Source organism: Chloroflexota bacterium (assembly GCA_034717495.1).
Lineage (GTDB): Bacteria > Chloroflexota > Anaerolineae > JAAEKA01 > JAAEKA01 > JAYELL01.
In genome coordinates this window covers 75,317-98,229 of sequence record JAYELL010000057.1, presented here as the reverse complement: position 1 = coordinate 98,229, position 22,913 = coordinate 75,317, and the positions used below count along the sequence as shown (strand labels likewise).

Below are 22,913 nucleotides of genomic sequence, written 5' to 3'. Positions count from 1 at the left end.
TCTCCTGTCTTCGCTACTCTCCGGAAGGGTGATTTTTGCTGTGCTAAACTCCCGGAGGCCATGTTTTCTTTTTTTTACAAATCTCACGAAGTGAACCTATCGGTTCGTTCTCGTTCAGAATTATAGCAGGAATATGTTAAGAAAGAATGAAGGGTCTACCGCCAATCTGCTACATGCTCCGCCATGAAGCCATACTGGAAGTCGATCTCGGCCAATGCGTCTGACAGCAACGGAGTCTGGTTACCGCCATCGACGTCCACGGTCCACAACTGCCAGTCATCGTTTGCGTCGCTGAGATAGAGAATCTGCTTGCTGTCAGGTGACCAGGTTGGCGATACACTGTTGACGCCCTCGATATTCTGTGTCAACCGTGTCAACCCGGAACCATCGGCGTTGAAGCGGACAACCTCCCAATGATCGTGGAACTGCATGGTGGCAATAATAGTCTGCCCATCGGGCGACCAGATGGGATTTCGAACGAAATTCGCGCCTTCGTATATCAGCCCGGGCGACCCATCGGGAGCGGTCACGTAGATGCTCATAGTATCGGCAAAGAGGATGCCACGATCTGACCAGGCCGGATTGAAGCTGTGTTCCTTGTCCTCAACCCCCTCTAATCCCTGGCCATCCACGCCGATGACCTGCAGGCGCCAGAATGGATCGGCTGGAATCGTGAACTCGCCACGGGGAGTCAAAAACGTTTGAGATTCGCGACCACCCTGCTGTTGGTTGTAGACCAGTTGCTGGCCATCAGGGCTCCAGGTCGGGCTCTTCATCAGGTTGCCACCGAGCAATAAGCGTTCGTTGCTGCCATCGACATCGATAACATAGAGGCCGCGCGGCTCTTCCCAGCGGGTAAATGCTACTTGCCGGCCATCGGGGGAGAGCGCGGGATCCAGGCCATGCGTCAGGAGATTCAGTGCGCCGCTGTCGAGGTCATAGGTGTAGATCGCGCCGCCACTGCTGGTTTGAAAAACCAGCGTCCCATGCAATCCACTGTCGGGGCTAACGACCACTGCTGACTGGGACAGAATCGGTGGTTCCTCACCCTCGAGCCAGACGTAATCACTGCTGACCCAGGCCAGGTCCCCGGGTGCCTGCTCAAACACGATCTGCAGCCAGTCGTCCTGGCGATCCACAACGGTCACTGTTTCGTTTTGGTTCAACCGGCCCAGAACGGCACTCTCTGTACCGGGGCCGCTTCGAGCATTCAATGTCGATACCAGCACGGTTCCCTGTGTACCTGCAGGTTGCTGCTCGATGAGTTGGGGTTCCTGGGAGTCCTGGCCGGATGTCTCAGCAATCTGATCAACCGGCTCTGTTGAATGGCTGTCCAGGCTTACCATCAACTGCGGCACCCATGCATGGCGACTGCCATCGCCGAAATAGATGATCTCATACCAATCCCCCTGAGCCCGGGTCACGATCACGTCGTCGTTGGCTTCCAACTGGCCCACCACGGCTGAGGCGTCATCGGGAAGATCGTGAACTGACGTTTGCGACAGGGCAGTGCCCCTGAGCATAATGTCGACAATCTCGTACTCTTCCTTTTCAATCTCGACAGCGGCGGTTTCAGATTTGGTTTCTGTGGTCAAGGCAGCAGTCGCTTGCGATTGGTGTGCTGGCTGGAAGACCACCTCAATCGCTTCAGAAGACGCGCTGGGTTCAACAGCGACACGACCGGTGGTGTCCGCATCAACTTCCACTGGAGACTCAACTGTTTGGGCTTCGACCCGCGCGCCCGGCAATGATTGGCCAACCCCTCCACAGGCAGCCAGAAACGACATCATTGTCAAAAGAACTGCTGTCACGAAAGCTTTTTGTATCATTGGTAACCTCCATTCAACGCCAGGACCTGGAAACACCTGGGTATTTCCGGGTCCGGTTGCTCGCTCAAGGGAAAACCTGCCAAAAACGGGGGCACACCCTTGTCGCGTCATGCCATTCAGTCTACCGAAAAAACGAATGAAACGATAGTGCCTGCGGTCATGGCCGTGCATGACCATGGACACCCTTGTCACGCGAGCAGATGGGTTCCAGGCAAGTTCGATCGGCCAGCCTGACCGAAAAGGCTAAAATGAGAATAAAACAATTCTGTTCAGCAATTATGAAGGTAGTGTTTTAGAGAAGGATACGCGCCTGTGACTAAACCAATGATCAACATCAAGGCTAATGAAATGGGACCCATTTACGGGTTCGATTCCAGCGCTATTCGTAGCGCAATGCTTCCGCGGGGTAGATGCGCGATGCCTGGTAGGCCGGCAGCAAGGTCGTTAACAAGGAAAACAGATATGCCAGCAGCACAATGAAACCTATCTGTGACCAGGGAATGGCAAAGCTCTGATCGGGCGCAATGGTCCCATAAAAGACCGATACGATGTCACCACCCAGAATCACGCCGGCCGCTACCCCGATCAAGATCCCGGTAAGGGCAATGAAACTCGATTCCAGCAGAAAAGAGAGGGCCACCATATTCGATTGATAACCAATTGCGCGCAGCATGCCCACCTGCTGGCGGCGTTCCACCACGCTTCGCGTGCTGATCACACCCAGTGCAGCGATTCCCACCAGAAGGCCAAGGGCCAGAAAACCCTGGAATAGCTGCAACATGCCTCGCGTTGCGGCCTGGATGGCGAAATCGCTGTCTGTCAGGAGGCTCGCCTCCAGGGCGTTGCCTAAAAACGCCCGCTCCAGATCGGCGGCTACCCGCCGGGCGTCGGCGCCGTCACTTACTTTCAGGTAATATCTATCGGGTGCAACCGCCTCCCCGGTCACGGCTTCCAGGACACGGACGTTGCCCTGGATCCAGCCACTGGCCAGTGTCTTCTCATCTTCCAGCACTCCGATAACCTGGACCGATTGCATGGTCCCTTGTCCCTCCCGTTGGCGCAGCGCCAGGTGGATCTCAGGCAACGTGTCACCATCCGGATCGATAGCGTCGAGACGGAAAAAGCCGCCAAACCCACCTTCAAAACCGGGACCCCGGCCGTGTGGGCCGACTCGCTCAAAGGAAGAAAAGCGATCGGAGACCAGGTCGCTGGTGACAACAACGACGTCATCCCTCTCGCGCAGGGCCTGCCAGACGTCGGCGTCACTTTCGAAACCGGCAGCCCGTGCCCTGAAGATGTAATACTGCTCTGCTTGATTCAGATAACCTTCGTTCAAGCCGCTAAATTGAGTGTTACCCCAGAAATCAGCCAACTCTGTGCTTTCCTCAGCCTGCCGCGCCTCAATAAACAGATCGGTAACACTGCCAACGGCATCGATGGTTTCCCCAGAGAATTCTGTACTGGTTTTGATCTCAGACTCCAGGTCTTCCATCGGATCGAAGAAGCTAAGCAGGGAAAAACCGGCTTCAATCTCAAATCCTGCGCTGCGCGCGCCGTCAGATTCAACCAGCGTTTCGGTGGCCTCGATCACCACCGACATGATTGTCACCGTACTGATGACCATGGCGAATAACAGCATGGTCATGCCCGTACGAAAGCGCGAGCTCAGAGGATAGGCAATAGCCGTCTTCAACACGGGAGAAAGCGCGCCGATGCCTCCCAGCAGACCATTGATCGCTCCCGTCCAGGCATCGGCATTGAACATCACAACCATGATTGCTCCCAGTATCACCAGCGGCGCTGTCAGGGCAAAGGTCAGCCCTGCTAAGCCGAGGTCCTGGTCGAACAGGCTGCTGGAAACTCCAAGCCAGTCCAGCCACGGCACGCCCCAGATCAACACGAGGCCAAGGCCAATGATCGTGTAGACAACACGTCGGATGCTCTCTTTGCGCAACCGCGTGCGCCCCAGCAAAGAACCAGCCAGGAAACTGCTGCCTGCCAGAAGCAAAGTTACTGCCAGCCTGACGCGATTCCCTTCGACTTCAGCGGGGATCACAATCAGCAGAATGCCTGCCAGAAGCAAAAAAGGACCGAGCAAGAATCTCAACAGCCTACCTGCGGTTGATCCATTACCGCGGCTGGTGCTTTCGGGCAGATCCCGCATCGCTGCCACGATGTTCATGCGACTGACCCGCCAGGATGCTAAAGCCACGACGAAAAAAGTAAGAATCACCCCTGCCGTATAGGCGATAACAATTGAACTGGGAACTCCTCTGAAGTGAAAGGTGAAGACACTGCTCTGGCCACCCAGCAGACCGACGACATCGTTGAAGAGGCCCCCGATATAACCGATCATGGCATAGGAGACAGCCAATCCCAGAAGGATACCGAGGGCCGCGGCGGCCAGGTCGTAGACCACACCCTCGGCGACAAACATCTGCACAACATGGCTGCGCTGCACGCCGATAGCCCGCGCCATACCGATTTCGCTCCTGCGCTCAGCTGCCAGCATGACAAAGATGAGGAAGATGAGCAGTATGGCTGCCAGGATCGACAACATTCCGAACAGCGTAAACATGGATGTGAACACAGTGCCACCTACGTTGGCGGCTGTAACAATGGTGGATTTACTCAGCGGATCAAGCAGATCGAACTCGTTGAGCTGGCGCAGTGCCTGGTCGAGGTCCAGGGCATCCTGTGGACTCAGATCCAGTCCGGTCAACCACTGGCGGACCCCATTACTGGCCAACAATACACGCAATCCATCGCTGATACCTGGTGTCTCCAGTTCGGCCGGCAGGGTTTCGATCTGTTGACCCAGTTCATCGAAGCCGGCGGCATCCCGAATGAAGTCGGCGACGATAGGTGGCGGCCTATGAAAACCATCACCGAATTCATCGAAGGGCTGAAAGGCTCTGGCTTGCACAGCTCGCATAACCGCGGGCCGGCGCAGGATAGCTGTTACCCTCTCTACCGCGTCCGGATCCAGCGCCAGCACACGCAGGCGCTCGCTGACCGCCTCCGTGTGGACCAGTCCTTCCTGCTCATCCCCCAGGTTGGAAACCAACACATTGTTGATCTTTCCATCCATGAACAGCAGCTTCTGCGCCTCATCCAGCGGCATCATCACCACCGGCAGCAAGGCACCCATGGGACCCGCCGCCTCGACGATGGCCCTGACTCGAAAGCGGATGGGAATCGGTCCGATATAGACTTCCACCACATCGCCCACGCGGGCATCAAGTTGGTCGGCGCCCAATCGATTCAGATAAACGTCACCCTGGCGCAATTGCAGGCCGACCTGGCCAAGTGCGCTGTCGATATCCCCGCCCAGAGTATTCAGATTGAAGCCAGCCAGCAGGTCCGATGCCGTCGATTGGACACCAGAAACATCGATTCCAAGGGACTCCAGACTCACGGTTGTCGTGGTGACACCCAACGCATCCAACTGTGGCTCGTCCAGGCCCAATGTTTCCAGGCTCAAGGAATCGATCCCGGCTTCCTCAAGTGGCGCCGTATCAACACCAAGAAATTGCAGGGTCTCCAGGTCGATATCCAGATCGGCAAGATCGATTCCCTCATCTGAAAGAGCGGTCAATGCCGCCGCGCTCCCGGCAACAGCAATCACGGCATCTGACAGGCTGAATCCCTCCAGTCCGAGATCGGCCCCCGCGCTTTCCACAAGATCGATCAGGTTGGAAACCTGGACGAAGATGTTGCCAACGCCAGACGCCAGGCTCTCGATCTGCACCGGTTCACCATCGATCGTAGTAAGCCCGAAATTCTCATCGTACTCGCTATCCACCGCAAAGATGAAGCCCAATGGTTCGCCCTGACCGCTGTTAACATCCCGGATGATGGTGGGAAAGATAATCGACCCCGCCACGGCATCGATCAGCGGCTCTTCGGCGGCTTCAGACCGTAATTGCTGAAAACGTTCTTCACTTATGCCGAAAAGACCGCCTTCCAGTATCGTCAGCAGGCTGGTCAGCCCCCCTTCCAGCAGGCTATTCAGGTTTTCTTCGGCTTCAGTGGTTGGATCGTCGATGGTCGCATCGCCGCCACCAACCCCTGCCAGCAGGGAGAGAATCGGTGGCGCGATGATCTCGTCGACCGCACCGTAGGCGTCGATAGCGTTGCGCTGAACGGAGTAATTCAGCGTGTCGCCCAGGCTGAGCGAGCTCATGAAGATGATCGTGCTCAGGGTCAACCCCACGACGATCAAGGCTGATTGGGCCGGACGGCGCGGGATATTGCGTAGCCCCAGTTTTATCAAAACGGGATTACGAATCGCCGCCACCATTAGCCATAGGAGGATCAGACCAACCCCTGCCAGCAGAACAGCGGCCAGGGTATCGACAAATGACATTGTGCCCCCTAGGCCTGCTCGTCCGGTCCGTTGGCGAGGATTTGCCCATCTCGCATCTGCACGATGCGGTCGCAAAGCTCCCCAATCTCGCGGTTATGGGTTACAATCACCAGGGTCTGGCCCTGTTCTTCATTGAGGGTTCGCAGCAAGGAGAGGATATTGTCAGCCGTCTCGCTGTCCAGGTTCCCGGTGGGTTCATCGGCCCACACGATGGCCGGATTGTTGATCAGAGCACGGGCGATCGTCACCCGCTGGCGCTGACCGGCGGAGAGCTCTGCCGGTCGATGTCTGGCCCGATCGAACAGTCCCACCTGGTCCAGAGAGTCGTAGGCCCGCTCCCGGGCTTCTCTGGGTTTGACGCCACTGACCAGCAGTGGCAGTTCAACGTTCTCGACAGCCGAGATTACAGGCAGAAGATTGAATGTCTGGAAGACAAAGCCCATCCGCTCGGCGCGGTAGGAGGTGCGCGGGCGATCACCCATCAGGCGCAGATCAACACCCTCGATCAACACCTCGCCAGAGTCAAACTCATCCAACCCTGACAGACAGTTGAGCATGGTGGTTTTGCCACAGCCTGATGGCCCCATGATGGCCACCATCTCACCCGCGTCCACAGTCAGATCGATACCCCGCAGGGCGTGGACATCCAGGTTTCCGGTGCGGAAGGATTTCTGAACTTCCCGCGCAACAATGATAGGTTGTTCCATACGCATACGCTCTGGTGGATAGTGAGTGGTGATCAGTGATCGGTAATAGGTAACCCGTGGCCCGTCCTGAACATAGTTTACTGTATAATGGCTATCAGAACGGTGAAATCGCCGAATTATCCACTGAATACTGATCACCGTTCACGGCTTTCCGATTTCTGGCCACTATACACCAACCACTACCCACTGTCCACTACTCATACCTCAGCGCCTCGATCGGCCTGAGGCTGGCAGCCCGCCAGGCGGGGTAGATACCGAACACCAGGCCCACGCCGGCGGCGAAGCCGGTGGCCAGGATGACAGTATCCGGTGAGATAATTGTAGAGAGATTCAGTACGTTGGCTGCCCCGGTGGCCAGAAGTATGCCCAGGACAATGCCCAGGAAGCCGCCTAACAGACTTACAACCATCGATTCCAACAGGAATTGGGCCATGATGTCGCGCTTCAGAGCACCGACAGCCTTGCGAATGCCGATCTCCCGCGTGCGCTCGGTGACGCTTACCAACATGATGTTCATGATGCCAATCCCACCCACCAGCAGCGAGATAGCCGCGATGGCGCCCAGAAAGGCTGTCATGATGCCCGTAATCTCGTTGACGGTGTCCAACAGGTCCGTCTGACTGAAAATGCTGAAATCGTCCTCATCGCCCACTGCGATATCATGTTGCCCGCGCAGCACTTCCGTGATCTGATCGACGGCCGCAGGCGCCTGCTGTTCGTTGACCGCCTGGGCCGAGATGCTGCTGACAGCCAGTTCGCCCGTGCGGGTGCGGTCGGGATACAGACGGGACTGAGCCGTGGTAAGCGGCACATAAACGTTTTCATCAGGATTTCCGCCGATCGATCCGCTCTGGCTTTCCAACACGCCAACGATTTCATAGTCCACACCGTTGATCTTGACCGATCTACCGACGGGGTACTCCTCGCCGAAGAGCTCGGTGACCACATCCACGCCAACGACAGCTACCCGCTCCCTGTTGTCCAGGTCGTTTTGCACGATGCCATCGCCGGCCTGGAAGTCATCCAGGTTGTTGACAGCGAAGTAGTTGGGGGTCACCCCGATGACTGAGGTACCGAAGGCAGCGCCATTATAGACCACCTCCTGGCTTCCCTGTACCATCGCGGCCACATTGGAGAGCGCGGGCACGTTCAGCGGGTTGGCCAGCGCCTCAGCATCGGACATGCTGAGCGGTGGATATCCGCCACTGTTTTCCTTGTCAGGTGAGATGTTTATCAGGTTTGTTCCAACCGAGTTGATTTCGTCGGTGATCGAAGCGTTGACCCCATTGCCGATGGACAACAGGGCGATGACTGCCGCAACGCCGATGATCACACCCAGCATGGTCAGGATAGAGCGCAGCTTATTGGCTACAATGCTGTCCAGCGCTGTCATGAAGCTTTCTGAGATATTCATACCAGCACCTCACTGGCCTGCGGGATCTGCACCTGAGACGGGACCCCATTGTGCGCTTGGATCGCGGTGCCATTCGCGGCAATGTCATGCTCGTTGGGCACGATCAGTCCATCCCGAATCCAGATTTTTCGTTTTGTTCTGTTGGCTACCTCAGCCTCGTGCGTGACCATGACAATGGTGATTCCCTGGTTATTCAGACCCTCAAAGATACCCATGATCTCCTTGCCGGTTTGGGTGTCCAGTGCGCCAGTGGGCTCATCGGCCAGGATAATGGTAGGTCCCACAGCCAAAGCCCGGGCAATCGCAACCCGTTGCTGCTGCCCGCCCGAGAGTTCATCTGGCCTGTGATCGATGCGATCGCCCAGCCCGACGATCTGCAGCGCCTCCCTGGCCTTCTCGTTGCGTTCGCTGCGGCCAAAACCGGCGTACATCAGGGGCAATGCCACCTGCTTGAGCGCCGAGGTTCGCGGCAGCAGGTTGAACTGCTGGAAGACGAACCCAATGCGCTGGTTGCGAATTCTGGCCTGGTCGTCATCGGTCATATCGCTGACGTCGATGCCATCAAGCTTATACATGCCACTGGTGGGCAGATCCAGGGCACCGATAATGTTCATCAATGTGCTTTTTCCAGAGCCCGAAGGGCCCATGATGGCGACATACTCACCCGTATCAATGGTCAGATCGACCCCACGGAGGGCATGAACTGTCTGCGTTCCCATTTCATATAGTTTCGTGATGTTTTTTAATTCAATCATTTTTGTCCTTCCGGACAGTGTTTAGTGATCAGTCGGGTCACAAACTGAAGTCCGATCACTGACCACTGTTGACTATTCACTGTTTACCTGCTGCCAAAAGGCCCACCGCCATTCTCACCACCGGGCCTCTGCGGCATGAACATGCTGCCACCGGTTTCCTCCGATGATGCAGTAATCGTATTGAGAGAGAGGCGATCACCTTCCTGGATTCCACTGGTGATTTCTGTATGGCCACTGTCCTTGAGACCGATCGTCACCTCGACTTCTTCAGTTATCATGGCGCCTTCATCGTCGAATGCTACACGGTTGACATAGTAGGTGCCAGTCTCCCGGTCAGGCGTAATGGCCTGGTTGGGCACCAGAAGCACATCGTCTTTGGCGGCGGTGACGAGATCCGCATTGGCCGTCATGCCGATCAAGACCGGTAGATCGGTTTGGCCCAGGCTCAGATATACCTTGTATGATACGATGGCACTGGTGCTGCTGGTGGCCTGGGGAGCGATCGAGGCGATTTCTCCGTCGATCTCCACGTCGGGCCAGGTCTCCAGGGAAATGGTGGCCGGTTGGCCCACAGCCAGATCGCCGATATCGACCTCGTCCACGTCCAGAACAACCTCAAGGCTGTTGCTGTCAGCCAGGCCCACGGCGGGGCCACTGGCCATCTCACCCTCGGCTACATGCAGTGCTGTTACGATACCATCGAAGGGAGCACGCAGGGTGGCCTTGCCAAGTTTCTCCTGAGCCTCCTCCAGGTTCACCCTGGCCTGGGTCACCTGGGCCTCAGCGATTGCGATCTTTTCAATCGTGGCACCATCGGCCAGACCAGTGAGTTGGGCCTCGGCGCTGGCGAGTTGCGCCTCGGCTGCCGCCAACTCGGAGGGCGTCGGACTGTCCAACAACTTCTGAAGATTGGCTTCAGCCTGGGCGATGTTGGCCCGGGCTTGCTGGACGCGATCGGCCGACGCGTCTTCTATCGCCGAATTGTAACTCGCCTGGGCAGCGTTGTAGCTATTGGTCGCCTTCTCCAGTTCCAGCGCCTGGGGCAACCTGCCGATATCTGACCGCCAGGAGACCTCGTCATAGTTGGACTGGGTCTGTTTGAGGATTGCTTCGGCGTTCCTGAGATTGGCTTCAGCCTGAGCCACGACATTGTCATCGGGCCCGGCCACCAGTTCGGCGTAAGCCTTCTGAACAGCCAGCAGGTTGGCCTGGGCGGCATCGATATCTTCGGCCTCGGCACCATCCTGAACCTTCTCCAGATTGGCGCTGGCGCTATCCACGGATGCCTGCGCAGATGCCAGGTCGGTGGCCGTTGCACCGTTCAACAACACTGCCAGATTAGCTTCCTGGATGATGAGATTCTGCTCGGCAGAGGTCACAGCCCGCTGCAGCGCGGTCGTGTCCAACTGTACCAGGACATCGCCATCCTGCACCACATCACCCTCCTCGACTGCAACTTCGGCAACTGTGCCGGCGGTTTCCAGGCTCAGGTTCGCTTCGCGGTGGGGCAACACTTTTCCTGTTGCACTCGCGCTTGCCGAAAGATCACCGATAAACGCGGTGACCATCTGTGCCGACTCGCTATTAGTCGCTGCCCTGGCTTCTCCGTTAACCACCGGACCGACGATCGCAGGGGCGGCCACAATAACTCCGATCAACAGGACGGCGGCTCCAACAATCCATGGCCAGCGCCGGCGTCTCGCGCTACTCTTTTTTTCCGTCATCGTCATTCTCCTCCATTAGGGACAAGGCAGCCTGCGTCACCTCCGTCTTCAATTCGATCATGCCACAAACGCGGCATTGTATGGCTTTTCCACAATCTACGAGTCCATCATAACAGAGACAGACCGCCGGCAATAGTGCCCGCGGTCATACCCCTCCATGACCAGCGTCATCTGGTTGGCATTCGTGGGGAAGTCAACGGTAGGGGCGACCCATTCTCAGACCGATGGTTAGCTGAGGTACATGGTGCGAGGTACGGAAATCGTTTGGCCGAGATCGAAGTTGCCAGGAATGGGTTGCCCGTACACGCGTTTGAGTACTGCAGAAAAATCAGGCACTGGCCCCGTCGGGACGCAGCGGATCGCGCCGAAAACTGGCCCGTGCCAGGATGCTGGCCGGCACCAACAATCCCGCCGTCGCCAGAACTATCCACGAGTTTAGATCGGGCCAACTGAGGAGAGGATAGGGAGAGTAATGCAGGGAAGAACGATCGAGACCGGGCAGGGGGAACAGGTAAACAACCGCGACGAGGGCAGCACCCACGAGAACGAACCAGTCATGGAGAACCCATCTGGCAGGGCGATACACGGTGCGCCGGACACCGCGCCCTTGCATCCACAGAGCGAGAATCAGAAGTGCACTGCCAGCCAACAGGAGCAGGGTACCGGACATCGATACGCCAAACAAGCGCAGGGCAAGACCAGCTAACACGCAAAAAAGACCGGTCAAAAGCGAAAGACGGACCGGAAGCAGACCACGTCTGTTTTGATCGCTCCTGGAATCCAACCCCGTACCGCCAAAGCCGCGGGCTGTCATGGCCTCTGACAGTTGCATAGCCCGTTCCAGGCCCCCAATCAGCACCGGCATGAAGAGGGGTAACCAGTCCCGCAGACCCCGAACCCGGTGTCCCCGCATGGTCTGGGCCTCACGCACGGCCTGGAACTGGGCCAGGGTGTTGGGCACAAAGGCCACGGCGATAGAAATGACCACTGCAACCGGGTAAAAGGCCCTCGGGATCATCCGGACCAGTGAGTGAACCGGAAGTGCCAGGTTGAGAACGGTGAAGGCAGCGAGAAAGCCTGCCAGCACCAGGCCGTTCAGGACACCAAAGACCAGCCCCTCAAGGGTGATTTCTCCGCCGATGAGAGGCCAGGATTCCGGAAGGCTGAACAGCACTGTCGCTCCAAAATGAGAGGTGAAGGCATTGAACAGGGCAGAAAACACTACGATGATCAGGCCAAACCGCCAAAGGGACATGGGAAGGGGTGGCGCCTTGGAGTGGGGGCGAAGCACAGCCACGGTGATTGCGATAGCACCCAAAATGAAAAACAGGTAAGCGGGATTGCGGGTAACTGACAGGGCCACGATGGCAGCCACCAGCCATGCCAACCATGCCCCCGGATGGATCACAGGGTGCCCTCCCGACCCTGCCACGACATCAAGGGCGCAGGAGCAGCACCCCCGACCGGGCGATTTATTCCAGCGAATTCATCCTCGGGAATGGGCTGATAGTCGAAATCGAAGCGAAGCTGGAATCGCCGAAGCGCTCGCAGGGTTGCTGCACCAAAGACCAGAATCAACAGCGCGTTGCCTGCCAGGCGAAGCAGATCCCATATCAGGGAGGTTGTCAGGTAAAAAGTGAGGTACCGTTGAATCGTGCTGGAAAGATCGAGACCCGCCTGGTAGTACTGATCGGCAGGACCTGCCATAAAGGGCCAGAACCATAGATTCATGATCAAACCGAAGAGCAAACCCCAAAGACCGCCAAAAACCGCCAGTGCCACCACCTCGCGCCAACTGCCCGGTTGTCCACCGACAACACGAACCACAGGACGCATGAGCGGCGCCGTCAGACCTACCCATCCCGCGGCAAAGATCTGTCCCGGCAGCCAGGGGCCCACACCGCCAGTGATCAGGGCTGACACCAGAATGGTCAACGATCCCATCAAAAAACCAAAGCGACCACCAAAAACATAGCCGGTCATGATGATGAGGAAGAACACCGGGCTGAAGCCACCAGGCCCGGGTATGCCAACCTCGACAAAACGAAGCACAGCGTTGATCGCCACCAACACACCCAACAGGGCCATTGTTTTACTGGTAACGGCCTGGCTCTGGATGTCCAGGAGCAGCGCGGTGAAAGCCAACCCGATCAACAGCATCAACAACAGCGGGCCATTGCCGGTGGGCCCAGCCGTTATGCCAGTGGCCTCGATCGCCGTTCCTAAAAAGGGAGAGATCAGCGCCAGGACCCCGATAGCTGCCGCCAGGCCGTAGATAATCAGGCTGATTGTCTGCGATGTTTTGGCGCCCGTGGATAGTGACCCTTGCCACTTCCCCACAGGGATCGATGTTCGGATAGTAGGATGTGGTCGCAGCGGCCTGCCTCTCCCAATCCAACGAATGACAATGGAAATGAGCGCTAATCCAGCGACCATCAACAGGGTGGCAGAAAAATCGACCGCGGCCCGGGTCTGGCTCGACTGGGCATGAGCCAGGGCATGGCCCTGAGTTTCAGAAGGTTCCAGCCTGAGCAGACGCGCCGGCTCACGACTGAATTTGACCAGGGTCAGATCGTCTTGCCTCACGACTACCTTGCCAGAGGCCTGTGCCTGCGGTGCCGGCTCAGAAACATTCCCCTCGATCTGCGTGGAGGGGACGCGAGGTGACAGGGCCGCGGATAGGGGAGCCGGAGGGATGACTGCCGGCGCAGGATTATCGATCGGACGGCTATACGCAAGCAGTGGCAAAAACGTTCTCTCTATCCTATTGCCGGCGTTGACTATGCGTCTCTGATCGCCGGACCCTGGTGGCGCAAGACCGGCAGGCACCGCAGCAATCAGCTGGTCAACGGCGGTCGCCGTGGGCGAGGGGGGCAGCGGCTCCGTTGGCAATGGCGTAGGCGAAGCTGTCCATGTAGCAGTAGGAACGGGAGTAGCTGTATCGATAGTCACTGCCTGGCTCAACGGCGTGTCCGCAGGCAGCGGGGTCCAGGCCGATGTTGGGGTTGCGGTCCAGGTTGTGGTTGGCAGCGGCGTATTGTTTGGTTCAGGGGTCCAGGTAGATGTGGGCCTTTGCGTAGCAGTTGCGGTCGGCGTCTCGGTCGGCACAGAGGTACTGGTAGCCGTCGGCGTTGGGCTTTGGGTCGCCGATGGCGTCGTAGTCGCCGTCGGCGCTTCACAGATGTCATCGAAGGAGATGAGGGCCGGTGCCGCCCCTACGCTGATGGAGCCTTCACCCCATGCCCAGCCTTCCACTCCACCGGTCTGAACGGTGAAAACACTCGCTCCCACGCTGGAATAGACCCACTGCCCATCCACCAGGTGATTGTAGGCCCAATACACGCAGGGAGAACTCATACATTCGCACCAGCAGGGCTGGCCAGGAAAGTCGCAGCCCTGTTGGTCGATCCTGCAGACGGCGCCACCCATCGGGCTGTACTCGATAAGCAGATCGAAACCGGACGCCTGGAGCACCTCCTCACCGGTGGCTTCACCGTCGGGCCCAAGGTCGACGCAGGCAGAATAGACAGCGCCATCCCCGAAGTCGATGACCAGGCCAGCGTGGTGGGGAAACGCCTCCTGGGCCCCTGCGCTGCCTGGCAATGCCAGAAGCAACAATGCCAGCGCTACCAGGGTCGCCAGGCGCGCCGGCAGAGGCCCGCCCCAATGGGGGCCAGCTTGCTGACGGCGAGAGTTTTTTTGCACCTGGCGACTCTGTTTCATCCTAAGCTCTGTTGGCGTTCAAACCGCTACCGGTTGGCCATTACTACCCCGACAACCGGGAAGAATACCCTGCCCGGAGGGCTAAGAGGCAGTGCCTTGAAGGCCAGCCCAGGAAGGGCCTGATAGGTAGAGAAGGGATCGTTGGAGCCAGTATAGCCGGGAAAGCCACCCTCGGGACTCTGCATGACCAGCAGGCTGTCATACGGTGTGCGCAGAGTCAACCGGCTCGATGTGCCGTCGGTGACAATCCTGGTCCAGCTCAGATCAACCGGGGACTCACCGCAGGCCGCTATCGCCTGAAGAGCCAGTCCGGTGGAGCCTGGACTGGTCTCACCGCCAAAGCCGGGAAAGCCTCCATCTGGATTTTGCTGGGAATACAGGAAAGCCAGGCCATCCGCGACACCTTCATTCTGTCGATTGACGCCCGTCGCCGCCAATGCCTGCAGGGATACTGACGTGCTGTCAACCTCAGGCGTGTCAGAATTGGCGGTAAAGCCCCAGCCGCCGCCGGCTGATCGGATGTCCAGCAGGTATTGGGCTGCCTCGTCGGGAAGCGTCTCTCCTGCAGCAACCAGGCCAAGCATGGCAAAGGCCTGATCCCACGTCGTGCCAGCGCCGAACTGGCCGGTAGCGGGTGCAAAGTAGCCCCAGAGCACATCCACAAGGTTGATACCTGAGAAATTGCCAGGATCAAGGCCGGCAGCAACGACACCCAGTGTCAGTTTTCCAGCAGCGTTGGCGCCCTGAGCCGCGTAAGCAGGCCCCTCTATCGCCAGATAGTCCAGCGGTGTATTGCCCTGGCTGCTGACAAAGTCGAGGGGATTCTGTGAGGCGGACACGATCGCAAAAACCGCATCAATGGTGGCCCCGGGATTGAAGCCCGCAAAGCTGCCATCTGCCTGCTGTTGGCCATCCATCCAGGCCAGGGCCCTGCGCTGTGCAACGGCCCGGCTCAACAGGGGAAATGGCTTGCCAACCAGCGCCGGGGGAGCCTGTTGCGTGGCAAAGAGATTAGCCGGTGGGTCCACATACACGAAGCCGCCGTCAGGCAGCTGCTGCCCCAACAAAAAGCCAATGGGATGGGTATTGCTGATCGCCCAGGCGTTGCTCAATGGATCCCCCGCCGTTGCCAAAATGGCCTGCACGGCAAAGGCTGTCGAGTTGGTGTTGCTGTCAACCGCCCAGGGTTGGTCGGGGGAAGAGGCAAACCCACCGTCCGTGTTGGTCATCTGAACATCATGAAGGTAGTCCAGTGCATTCACGACGACTGTCGACGTTGCCGATTGCCCGGCGGCAATCAACGCCTCGATGACCAGTGACGTGCTGTCGACATCACTGGGAACGCCGCCGGCCCAGCCCCAGCCGCCGTCGGGGTTGGTGTCATTGACAAGCCGCTGGACCGCTGCTTCGGGCACCATCTCACCAGCAGCCGCCAACCCCAGGAGAGCAAAGCCCTGATCCTGGTTGTTCGCACCGAAAGCGCCTGTGCCGGAATCGTAGTGGCCGTCAAGTATGTCGACCAGATCCAGATCGCCGAAGGCGGCAGGGTCTTGATGGGCTGCGGCTGCTCCCACGGCCATCTTGCCGGCACCTGCGGCTGTTTGACCGGCATAGACGCTTCCCTCCGCTTTGACGTAGTCGACAAGCGATTCACCTTCAGACGATCGCCAGGTCACCGGATCCTGGTTGGCTGCGGCTACAGCCAGGATCACATCCAGCGTCGCGCCCACGTTGTGGCCAATGCTGCCATCGGTCTCCTGTTGGGGTGCGATCCATTGCAGCGCCGCATTGGCAGCCAGGATCTCGGAGGTGATGGCAGGTGGTGTATTGCCAAAGGGTCCCCACGCCCAACCTTCTACGCCGCCATCGCTCACGTTGGAATCAGCGGCGCCGACCATGTATGATTGCCAACCGCCCTCCTCCCAGTATTGGTACCCCCAGAAATTTTCTGTTTCGCAGAAACAATCGGTGGCAGGACACCCGACCCCTTCGATGGCGCAGACAGCCGTACCGAAGCCAAATTCAGCGGTGGTGACATTGAGACCAGTGCGCAGCAGCGCCTCGAGACCGGAAATCTGGGTGGTCGAAAAAGAAACACGCTGGGTGATACTATGACCATCACCCAGATCGACCACGACGTCAGCCCGATTGATATCCTCGGTAGTTAGCTCACCAGCCATGCTGCTCTGCAGCATGATGACGAGAAAGAACGTAATACTCAAAGTGGCGGCAATCATTGCCACTCTGACAAAACGTGCGCCAGCCGTCTTGGGTTTCATATCCTGTTCCTTGCTCCTTGAAAATGCACAAAAAATGCCCGACGGAGGGTCGGGCGTTGGTGTTGATCTTATGCGGTAGGCATCCTGCGAAGGATTTGCTAACCTGTTTTTGGCTAAGATCCGCCCTCCTTTCATGCGAAGGTCTGTTGGCGGGCGTTAAGTGGCGGTCGTCCTGGCTTACTTGGGATAGCTCGTTGAAAAATGCTATCCGTCAGATCACAGTTGCGCGACAGCGCCGGACTCCACGTGCACAGCCTTTCGGTCGGTACAGCACACGTGCCACCGGCTTCGCCTTTATGCCCCGGGCATCGGGCCTTAGGGCACCACTAACGGCCTAAATCATTCAGTTATTAATTCAATCAAGGTGACTATAACACAGGCCGATTGTGCTGTCAAGACATGGTCATGAAATTCAAAGCGGCTGCGGCAGCATGTGGACGGAGAGTTGGGAGACCCTACCCCTACCGCCACAAAACCCCGGCAAGTCGTCCGGTTGCCAAAACTTGATACACGATTATAATTATCTGAGCCATCTATCGCCGTTTGGCCCCAAATCTGGCTATCAGCCACCAGGTCCGCCAGTCACACCAAAGTACGATGCAACCATCACTCATTGTCCGAGGACACACATTTGAATGGGGCACCCAGACCTATGTCATGGGAATCATCAACGCCACGCCCGACAGCTTTTCGGGCGACGGGTTGGTCCTGAAGGAGGCCTGGATAACTGCAGCAATAGACCAGGGAGTGCGTTTTCAGGCAGAAGGGGCTCATCTGCTCGATGTCGGCGGCGAAAGCACCCGCCCTGGCGCTGATGCGGTGAGTACCGATGAGGAATTGCAGAGGGTAGTCCCTGTCATTCGGGGGCTATCAGAAGCGGTGAGCCTGCCCATCTCGGTGGACACCTCCAAGGCAAAGGTCGCGGAGGCCGCGCTCTCTTCTGGCGCCAGTTTCGTCAACGATGTTTGGGGCTTTCGCCTGGATCCACCGATAGCCCGCGTTGCTGCCCAGGCGGGTGCACCTGTTATCCTGATGCACAACCGCAGCCGGCGCGACCATGCCCGGATCGACCCAGCTCTGGGTGGGCGTTACGTCGGCGTCGAATACGAGGACCTGATCGAGGATATCAAACGAGAGCTCGCGATCAGCATCGAACTGGCTCATCTTGCCGGTATCCCCGATGATCAAATCATCCTCGATCCTGGCCTTGGTTTTGGAAAGACGGTTGCCCAGAACCTGGAATTGCTTGACCGGTTGGACGCCTTGCGCGATCTCGGGTATCCCCTGCTGGTGGGTCCCAGTCGCAAATCCTTCATCGGTTACACACTGGGCCTGCCAACGGATCAACGGCTTGAGGGAACGGCTGCCACCGTAGCGATCGCCATCGACCGCGGCGCGGATATCGTGCGTGTGCACGACGTGCAATCGATGTCCCGAATCGCTCGTATGACCGATGCCATCGTCCGGGGTGGCGGACAGGGTATCCCATGAGACTATCGGGCATGACTGCTGTTGTCAGCGGCAGCACCAGCGGTATCGGCGAGGCCACAGCCCTCGCATTTGCCGCCGAGGGTGCCGACGTGCTGATCCACGGACGGGACGCCGATGCTGCCGCTAAAATCGCCTCACAAGTAAGGCAACTGGGACGCCGCGCACCGGTCGTGCTGGAGGACCTGTCGACACTCTCCGGGATCACCGCGTTGGTCGACCAGGCCTGGCAACTCCTAGGCGGCCAGGTCGACATCTGGATCAACAACGCTGGCGCCGATATCCTGATCGGGCAAAACCTTCACCTTCCCTATGCCGAACGCCTGCAACGATTGCTCGATGTTGACCTGCGGGCTGCCGTTCTCTGTTCTCACCTGGCTGGGGCTCGAATGTCCGAGCAGGGCTCCGGTCACATCATCAATATCGGTTGGGATCAAGCATGGAACGGTGGCACAGGCACAGAGAGCGGTCAGCTTTTCGCAGCCGCCAAGGCGGGCATCATGGGTTTTACCAAGGCCCTGGCTCGCGGCCTGGCACCAACCGTTCGCGTCAATTGCCTGGCACCTGGCTGGATCGAAACTGGTTGGGGAGAGCAAGTCAGCCGGGACCTGCACGAACAACTGCGTCTCCAGACACCTTTACAGCGCTGGGGAACGCCTGCAGACGTGGCAGCTGTGGCCGTTTATCTGGCCTCCGATGCAGCTGGCTTCCTGACGGGTCAGGTTCTCATGATCAACGGCGGCGTGGTGATGTAGTCATGCTGGAATCACTGATCGCCCTCATTCCACCCTCGCTGGTTCTATCCACCCTGCTGACCCTGATCTGGGCTACCGCATGGTTCGTCTTGCAGGGCGGCACCGGTTGGGATTGGCTACTTGATATCCTGACAGCCACCCTTGGCTTTGCCGGTGGACAGCTGTTGGGAAGGCTTGTGCAGCTTCCACTGCCTGCGGTAGGCGAAGTCCATGTTATTGAAGGTACGGTGCTTTGCTTGTTGGCGCTGATAGTGCTGCGCCGGCGCAGTTCCCGTTAATGGAATTCCTTGATGCCACTGGATAACGCCGTTCGGTACGCACCGTGGAAACAAATGTGACTTCTCGCAAACTGCCCCCCCTGGGACGGCTTTACCTATGGGCTACCCGCAGACTCTACAACGAATTCGCGTGGGCATACGACCTGGCGGCCTGGATCGTGAGCCTGGGACGGTGGGGTGGCTGGCGCCGTCTGGCTCTCGAATATGTGGAAACCGGCCCTGTTCTGGAGGTGGGTTTCGGCACGGGTGAACTGTTGATGGAAATGAGCCGTCGCAATTGGCCTGCGCTCGGCATCGATCTTTCACCTGCCATGCACCGTATCAGCGCCCACAAGATGCACTGTGCCGGTCTTTGGGTGCCTCTTGTCCGGGGCCGCACGCAACGCATGCCCTTCGATGATGAAAGCTGTGGCAGCATCATCTCTACCTTTCCGGCAGAGTTTATCGTGGATCCCGTTACCCAACAGGAGTTTGCCCGCATACTGCGGCCCGGCGGACGAGCTATTATCATCGATTCGGTTGTGTTGAACAATTCCCGGGTCTGGAACTGGTCAGGACGCCTGCTGTTCGGAGGTCCAAGCGATCCGCTGCTGGACCCTGGCGAAAAGCAGACCACGGCGACAGGATTACGCGCCAGCGTCGTCGTTCGCGACGATCCTCCCTGGCAGGTGCCGGTGATTCTACTGGAGAAGCCCATTGACTGGCACCCTGCTTCGTGACGATTTTTCCGCAGGGCTCAGCGACCGGTGGAACCGGTCCAGTCCGGCTGGAGGATCGCTGACAGTGACCGGCCAAACGGTGCGGCTGGTCAACCGGGATACCACGCCCCGGCGCTACAGCAACGCCCAGATCGACGACTACGTTACCCTGCCGCGCAACCGATTTCCCTGGTCGCCGCCGCTGACGTTGATCGTGCGGGCTCGCTTCTCCCATCCTTCGCCTGAAAGGGAGAGCAACAGCGATTGTGATTTCCAGTATCTGCCCGATCCCGATGGCGGACCCATCCTGAGTGGCACGGCTGGTTTCGGCTTCTGGAACGAACCGATGTCATTGCCAGTCCGCCAGAATCAACCGATGTTCGCAAGACCCCGGGCTATCTGGTTCTTCTACGCCTCCCCGCCCAGCAACATGAAGTTGGATATGGATGCCCCGGGCTGCGGCTGGAAAGCAGCTGCGATCGATGCCTCCCGATGGCCCTTCCTTGCGCTGGCGCCAAGCATGCCGATCTCCATTCCATTAATGAATCTGCCCGGGGCCTACCGGCGGCTGTGGCCGATCGGTCAGCGCGCCATCCGGGTCAGCGAGGCGGTCGTTCCTGTCAAGATGACCGACTGGCACACCTATGTCATCCACTGGAATGAACAAGTTGCCCGCTTTCTGGTCGACGACCAGGTGATCATGGACTGCAACAGGGCGCCCCGGGGTCCTCTGGGGCTGGTCATCTGGCTGGACAATCGTTTCATGATAATCACCCCTCAAGGTCGTCTTCGATGGGGTTTGCTGGAACAGCCCGGCTGCCAGTGGCTGGAACTGGATTATTTGACCATCAAGAGCGGTTCGCAAGCCAGGGCGCACCACTCTTGACCCTTGGCTTCTTGTCAGTCTTATCAAATGGAGTGCCATGCACGTACTTATCCTCAATCAGGTATTCGAAACCTACGGTACGGAGCGCCTGGTCCAGGCACTGAAAGCCCGGAAGCACACGGTCAAGCTGCTGCGGCCGCTGGATTGCACTGTGCATGTTGGCGATGTCGGCGGCGGCGTGATCTATGAGGGTCAGCGGGTTGACGATGCCGACGCTGTCCTTCTGCGCTGCGCCGCGTACACGCGCTATGGCCTGACTATCGTGCGAACCTTCGAATCGGCCGTTGCGACCCAACTCGAATCGGCGGGGTTAATCTGTATAAACCAACCCCAGGCCAAACTTCACGCCCATGATAAATTCCTATCCATGCAACTTCTGCAACGGGCTGGTATCCCTATCCCTCTTTCGGTGCTCACCTGGGATCCGGCCAGCCTGGAACAGGCGGTTTCCGAATACCTGGACACACCGGTGATCCTTAAAACGAGACAGGGCAGCCTGGGAATCGGCGTGATGCGAGCCGACACCGTTGAGTCAGCCCTGGCCATCCACGATACCATGCGTACGGTGGAGCGTATCCTCATAGCGCAACAGTACCTGGTCGAGGGGGATGGGCAGGATATTCGGGTGATAGTCCTGGGAAATGAAGTGCTCGGGGCCTTTCGGCGCACGGCGCGACCGGGGGAATTTCGCGCTAACATCCACCGGGGAGGAACGGCGGAGATCATAGAGCTACCCGAAGGCTATGCACAAATGGCGGTCAGGGCTGCCAAAGCCCTGGAACTGGATCTGGCAGGGGTAGATATCATTGAAACAGAGCGGGGCCCGGTGGTCCTTGAAGTGAATCCCAGCGCTGGTTGGCAACAGCTCGAGAAGCACTCCGATATCGACGTGGCAACGCGAATCGTGGCGTACCTGGAGGGAAAGGTAGCTGTTTGAACCGGTAATGAGCAACTTTCCTTCGCGACGCCCCAGTCGGTTCAAACAGCCGCCAGGGCAGGCGTGCCAGGAAATCGTTGGTTGCCTCCAGAAAGGCCTCGGGACATTCTTCCTGAGGAATGTGTCCACAATCGGGCGACACGACCAATTCAGCATTCGGGATTTCTGAGGCCAGTCGGACACTCTGTCGCGTCGGAATGATAACGTCGTTATCGCCAGTAATGACGAGGGTCGGCACAGAGAGTTCGTCCAGTCGATCGGCAACACCGGGGGATTCCCAGGCCTTGACATATTCAATCAAAGCCTGGTCCCAGCTATCAGCCTTTATTACTTCGGTATACTCAGCCCATACTTCAGGGGTCAAACCATCTGGATCATGCCAGGCGGCGCGTCCGAAATCATCCCCCAATGTCCCGACAACGATGCGCCCCACCAGAGGACCAATTCGATCCAACTGAGGCGTTTCCAGTAATAACCGAAACCAACCCGGCATGCCGGCGGCGAAATAGATGGCTGGATCCACCAGAATCAACGCCTCGACCCGTTCAGGATAGGTGAGCGCCGTCAGCGCAGCGATAGTCCCGCCGGCTGAATTGCCGACCAGCACAGCCTTGTCGATTCCCAATTCATCCATCAATCCGATAGTGAGCTCAACCTGGGATTGCGGGCTGTAGGGACTCTCTCCTGTCCATTCACCGGGAATGGGTCGCTCGGTGAGGCCAAAGGCAGGCCGGTCAAAGGCAACGACTAGATGATCCTCGGCCAGAGGCACCATCACTTCTTGCCAGCTATAGGTGCTGGAAGCGAAGCCGTGCAGAAGCACCAGCGGCGGGTCACCCTGACCCGCTTCCTTGTAGTGCACGTTCACACCATCGATCTCGGCGAACTGGCTGTCGGAGTGGGCAAGCTGCTCCGGCGACACCGTACCTTCCAGCGGTGCCACCGGCAGCAGGAATGGACCAACCAGCAGTGCAAAGAACAGCAACAACGCGACAATCAGCAGGATGCGCCATGGTTTTGACATGTGCCATTTCCTCACGGGTGACAATTGAACGGGTGTGCCAAATCAGG

General features: G+C 58.2%; 15 protein-coding genes, 1 pseudogene and 1 riboswitch. Of the genes and pseudogenes, 6 read left to right on the top strand and 10 right to left on the bottom strand.

Features of this window, described 5'->3' with window-relative positions; all coding sequences use genetic code 11:
• Nucleotides 1-155 precede the first annotated feature (155 nt).
• The 9 genes from U9R25_11400 to U9R25_11360 all read right to left on the bottom strand — a co-directional run bounded on the left by U9R25_11400 (nucleotide 156) and on the right by U9R25_11360 (nucleotide 16,800).
• Nucleotides 156-1,829, bottom strand: a complete 1,674-nt coding sequence (locus tag U9R25_11400; protein ID MEA3336508.1) for an SH3 domain-containing protein — start codon at nucleotides 1,827-1,829, stop codon at nucleotides 156-158.
• Between the two features lie 379 nt (nucleotides 1,830-2,208).
• On the bottom strand, nucleotides 2,209-6,198 hold the full coding sequence (locus U9R25_11395) for an FtsX-like permease family protein (GenBank protein ID MEA3336507.1): 3,990 nt from the start codon (nucleotides 6,196-6,198) through the stop codon (nucleotides 2,209-2,211).
• A gap of 8 nt (nucleotides 6,199-6,206) precedes the next feature.
• Complete coding sequence (locus tag U9R25_11390) at nucleotides 6,207-6,905, bottom strand: ABC transporter ATP-binding protein (GenBank protein ID MEA3336506.1); 699 nt, start codon at nucleotides 6,903-6,905, stop codon at nucleotides 6,207-6,209.
• Between the two features lie 193 nt (nucleotides 6,906-7,098).
• Nucleotides 7,099-8,319, bottom strand: a complete 1,221-nt coding sequence (locus U9R25_11385) for an ABC transporter permease (protein ID MEA3336505.1) — start codon at nucleotides 8,317-8,319, stop codon at nucleotides 7,099-7,101.
• On the bottom strand, nucleotides 8,316-9,074 hold the full coding sequence (locus U9R25_11380; GenBank protein ID MEA3336504.1) for an ABC transporter ATP-binding protein: 759 nt from the start codon (nucleotides 9,072-9,074) through the stop codon (nucleotides 8,316-8,318). Before U9R25_11380 ends, U9R25_11385 begins: the two co-directional genes overlap by 4 nt.
• Nucleotides 9,075-9,157: 83 nt before the next feature.
• Nucleotides 9,158-10,798: an efflux RND transporter periplasmic adaptor subunit gene (locus U9R25_11375; protein MEA3336503.1), complete on the bottom strand. Its 1,641-nt coding sequence runs from the start codon at nucleotides 10,796-10,798 to the stop codon at nucleotides 9,158-9,160.
• 328 nt (nucleotides 10,799-11,126) lie between these two features.
• A complete protein-coding gene (locus tag U9R25_11370; protein MEA3336502.1) occupies nucleotides 11,127-12,206 on the bottom strand; it encodes an energy-coupling factor transporter transmembrane component T in 1,080 nt (359 codons plus the stop codon).
• Nucleotides 12,203-14,503 (bottom strand): ECF transporter S component, encoded by a 2,301-nt coding sequence (locus U9R25_11365; protein ID MEA3336501.1) that lies wholly within the window; start codon nucleotides 14,501-14,503, stop codon nucleotides 12,203-12,205. The genes U9R25_11370 and U9R25_11365 overlap by 4 nt, the downstream gene beginning before the upstream one ends.
• 44 nt (nucleotides 14,504-14,547) lie before the next feature.
• Nucleotides 14,548-16,800 (bottom strand): prenyltransferase/squalene oxidase repeat-containing protein, encoded by a 2,253-nt coding sequence (locus U9R25_11360; protein ID MEA3336500.1) that lies wholly within the window; start codon nucleotides 16,798-16,800, stop codon nucleotides 14,548-14,550.
• A gap of 144 nt (nucleotides 16,801-16,944) precedes the next feature.
• A riboswitch (cobalamin riboswitch) is annotated at nucleotides 16,945-17,143 on the bottom strand.
• Nucleotides 17,144-17,397: 254 nt separating this feature from the next.
• On the opposite strand from U9R25_11360, the gene folP reads away from it, so the two are divergent.
• The 6 genes from folP to U9R25_11330 are packed head-to-tail and all read left to right on the top strand — an operon-like array spanning nucleotide 17,398 to nucleotide 21,842.
• Nucleotides 17,398-18,291, top strand: a complete 894-nt coding sequence (folP, locus tag U9R25_11355; GenBank protein MEA3336499.1) for a dihydropteroate synthase — start codon at nucleotides 17,398-17,400, stop codon at nucleotides 18,289-18,291.
• An 11-nt stretch (nucleotides 18,292-18,302) separates the two neighbouring features.
• A complete protein-coding gene (locus tag U9R25_11350) occupies nucleotides 18,303-19,043 on the top strand; it encodes an SDR family oxidoreductase (protein ID MEA3336498.1) in 741 nt (246 codons plus the stop codon).
• 2 nt (nucleotides 19,044-19,045) lie between these two features.
• Nucleotides 19,046-19,321 (top strand): hypothetical protein, encoded by a 276-nt coding sequence (locus U9R25_11345; protein ID MEA3336497.1) that lies wholly within the window; start codon nucleotides 19,046-19,048, stop codon nucleotides 19,319-19,321.
• 56 nt (nucleotides 19,322-19,377) lie between these two features.
• Nucleotides 19,378-20,040 carry a class I SAM-dependent methyltransferase gene (locus tag U9R25_11340; protein MEA3336496.1) on the top strand — a complete coding sequence of 221 codons (663 nt, stop codon included), beginning with the start codon at nucleotides 19,378-19,380 and terminating at the stop codon, nucleotides 20,038-20,040.
• Complete coding sequence (locus U9R25_11335; GenBank protein ID MEA3336495.1) at nucleotides 20,018-20,905, top strand: family 16 glycosylhydrolase; 888 nt, start codon at nucleotides 20,018-20,020, stop codon at nucleotides 20,903-20,905. The genes U9R25_11340 and U9R25_11335 overlap by 23 nt, the downstream gene beginning before the upstream one ends.
• A gap of 37 nt (nucleotides 20,906-20,942) precedes the next feature.
• Nucleotides 20,943-21,842, top strand: a complete 900-nt coding sequence (locus U9R25_11330) for a RimK family alpha-L-glutamate ligase (GenBank protein ID MEA3336494.1) — start codon at nucleotides 20,943-20,945, stop codon at nucleotides 21,840-21,842.
• 79 nt (nucleotides 21,843-21,921) lie between these two features.
• Here the strand turns inward: U9R25_11330 and U9R25_11325 are convergent.
• Nucleotides 21,922-22,866, bottom strand: a pseudogene (locus U9R25_11325) (alpha/beta hydrolase).
• Nucleotides 22,867-22,913: the final 47 nt, after the last annotated feature.

Excerpts from the sequence above, each read along its gene's own strand:
- U9R25_11400 (MEA3336508.1), bottom strand. The coding sequence starts at position 1,829 with ATGATACAAAAAGCTTTCGTGACAGCAGTTCTTTTGACAATGATGTCG.
- U9R25_11395 (MEA3336507.1), bottom strand. The coding sequence starts at position 6,198 with ATGTCATTTGTCGATACCCTGGCCGCTGTTCTGCTGGCAGGGGTTGGT.
- U9R25_11390 (MEA3336506.1), bottom strand. The coding sequence starts at position 6,905 with ATGGAACAACCTATCATTGTTGCGCGGGAAGTTCAGAAATCCTTCCGC.
- U9R25_11385 (MEA3336505.1), bottom strand. The coding sequence starts at position 8,319 with ATGAATATCTCAGAAAGCTTCATGACAGCGCTGGACAGCATTGTAGCC.
- U9R25_11380 (MEA3336504.1), bottom strand. The coding sequence starts at position 9,074 with ATGATTGAATTAAAAAACATCACGAAACTATATGAAATGGGAACGCAG.
- U9R25_11375 (MEA3336503.1), bottom strand. The coding sequence starts at position 10,798 with ATGACGGAAAAAAAGAGTAGCGCGAGACGCCGGCGCTGGCCATGGATT.
- U9R25_11360 (MEA3336500.1), bottom strand. The coding sequence starts at position 16,800 with ATGAAACCCAAGACGGCTGGCGCACGTTTTGTCAGAGTGGCAATGATT.
- folP (MEA3336499.1), top strand. The coding sequence starts at position 17,398 with ATGCAACCATCACTCATTGTCCGAGGACACACATTTGAATGGGGCACC.
- U9R25_11350 (MEA3336498.1), top strand. The coding sequence starts at position 18,303 with ATGACTGCTGTTGTCAGCGGCAGCACCAGCGGTATCGGCGAGGCCACA.
- U9R25_11345 (MEA3336497.1), top strand. The coding sequence starts at position 19,046 with ATGCTGGAATCACTGATCGCCCTCATTCCACCCTCGCTGGTTCTATCC.
- U9R25_11330 (MEA3336494.1), top strand. The coding sequence starts at position 20,943 with ATGCACGTACTTATCCTCAATCAGGTATTCGAAACCTACGGTACGGAG.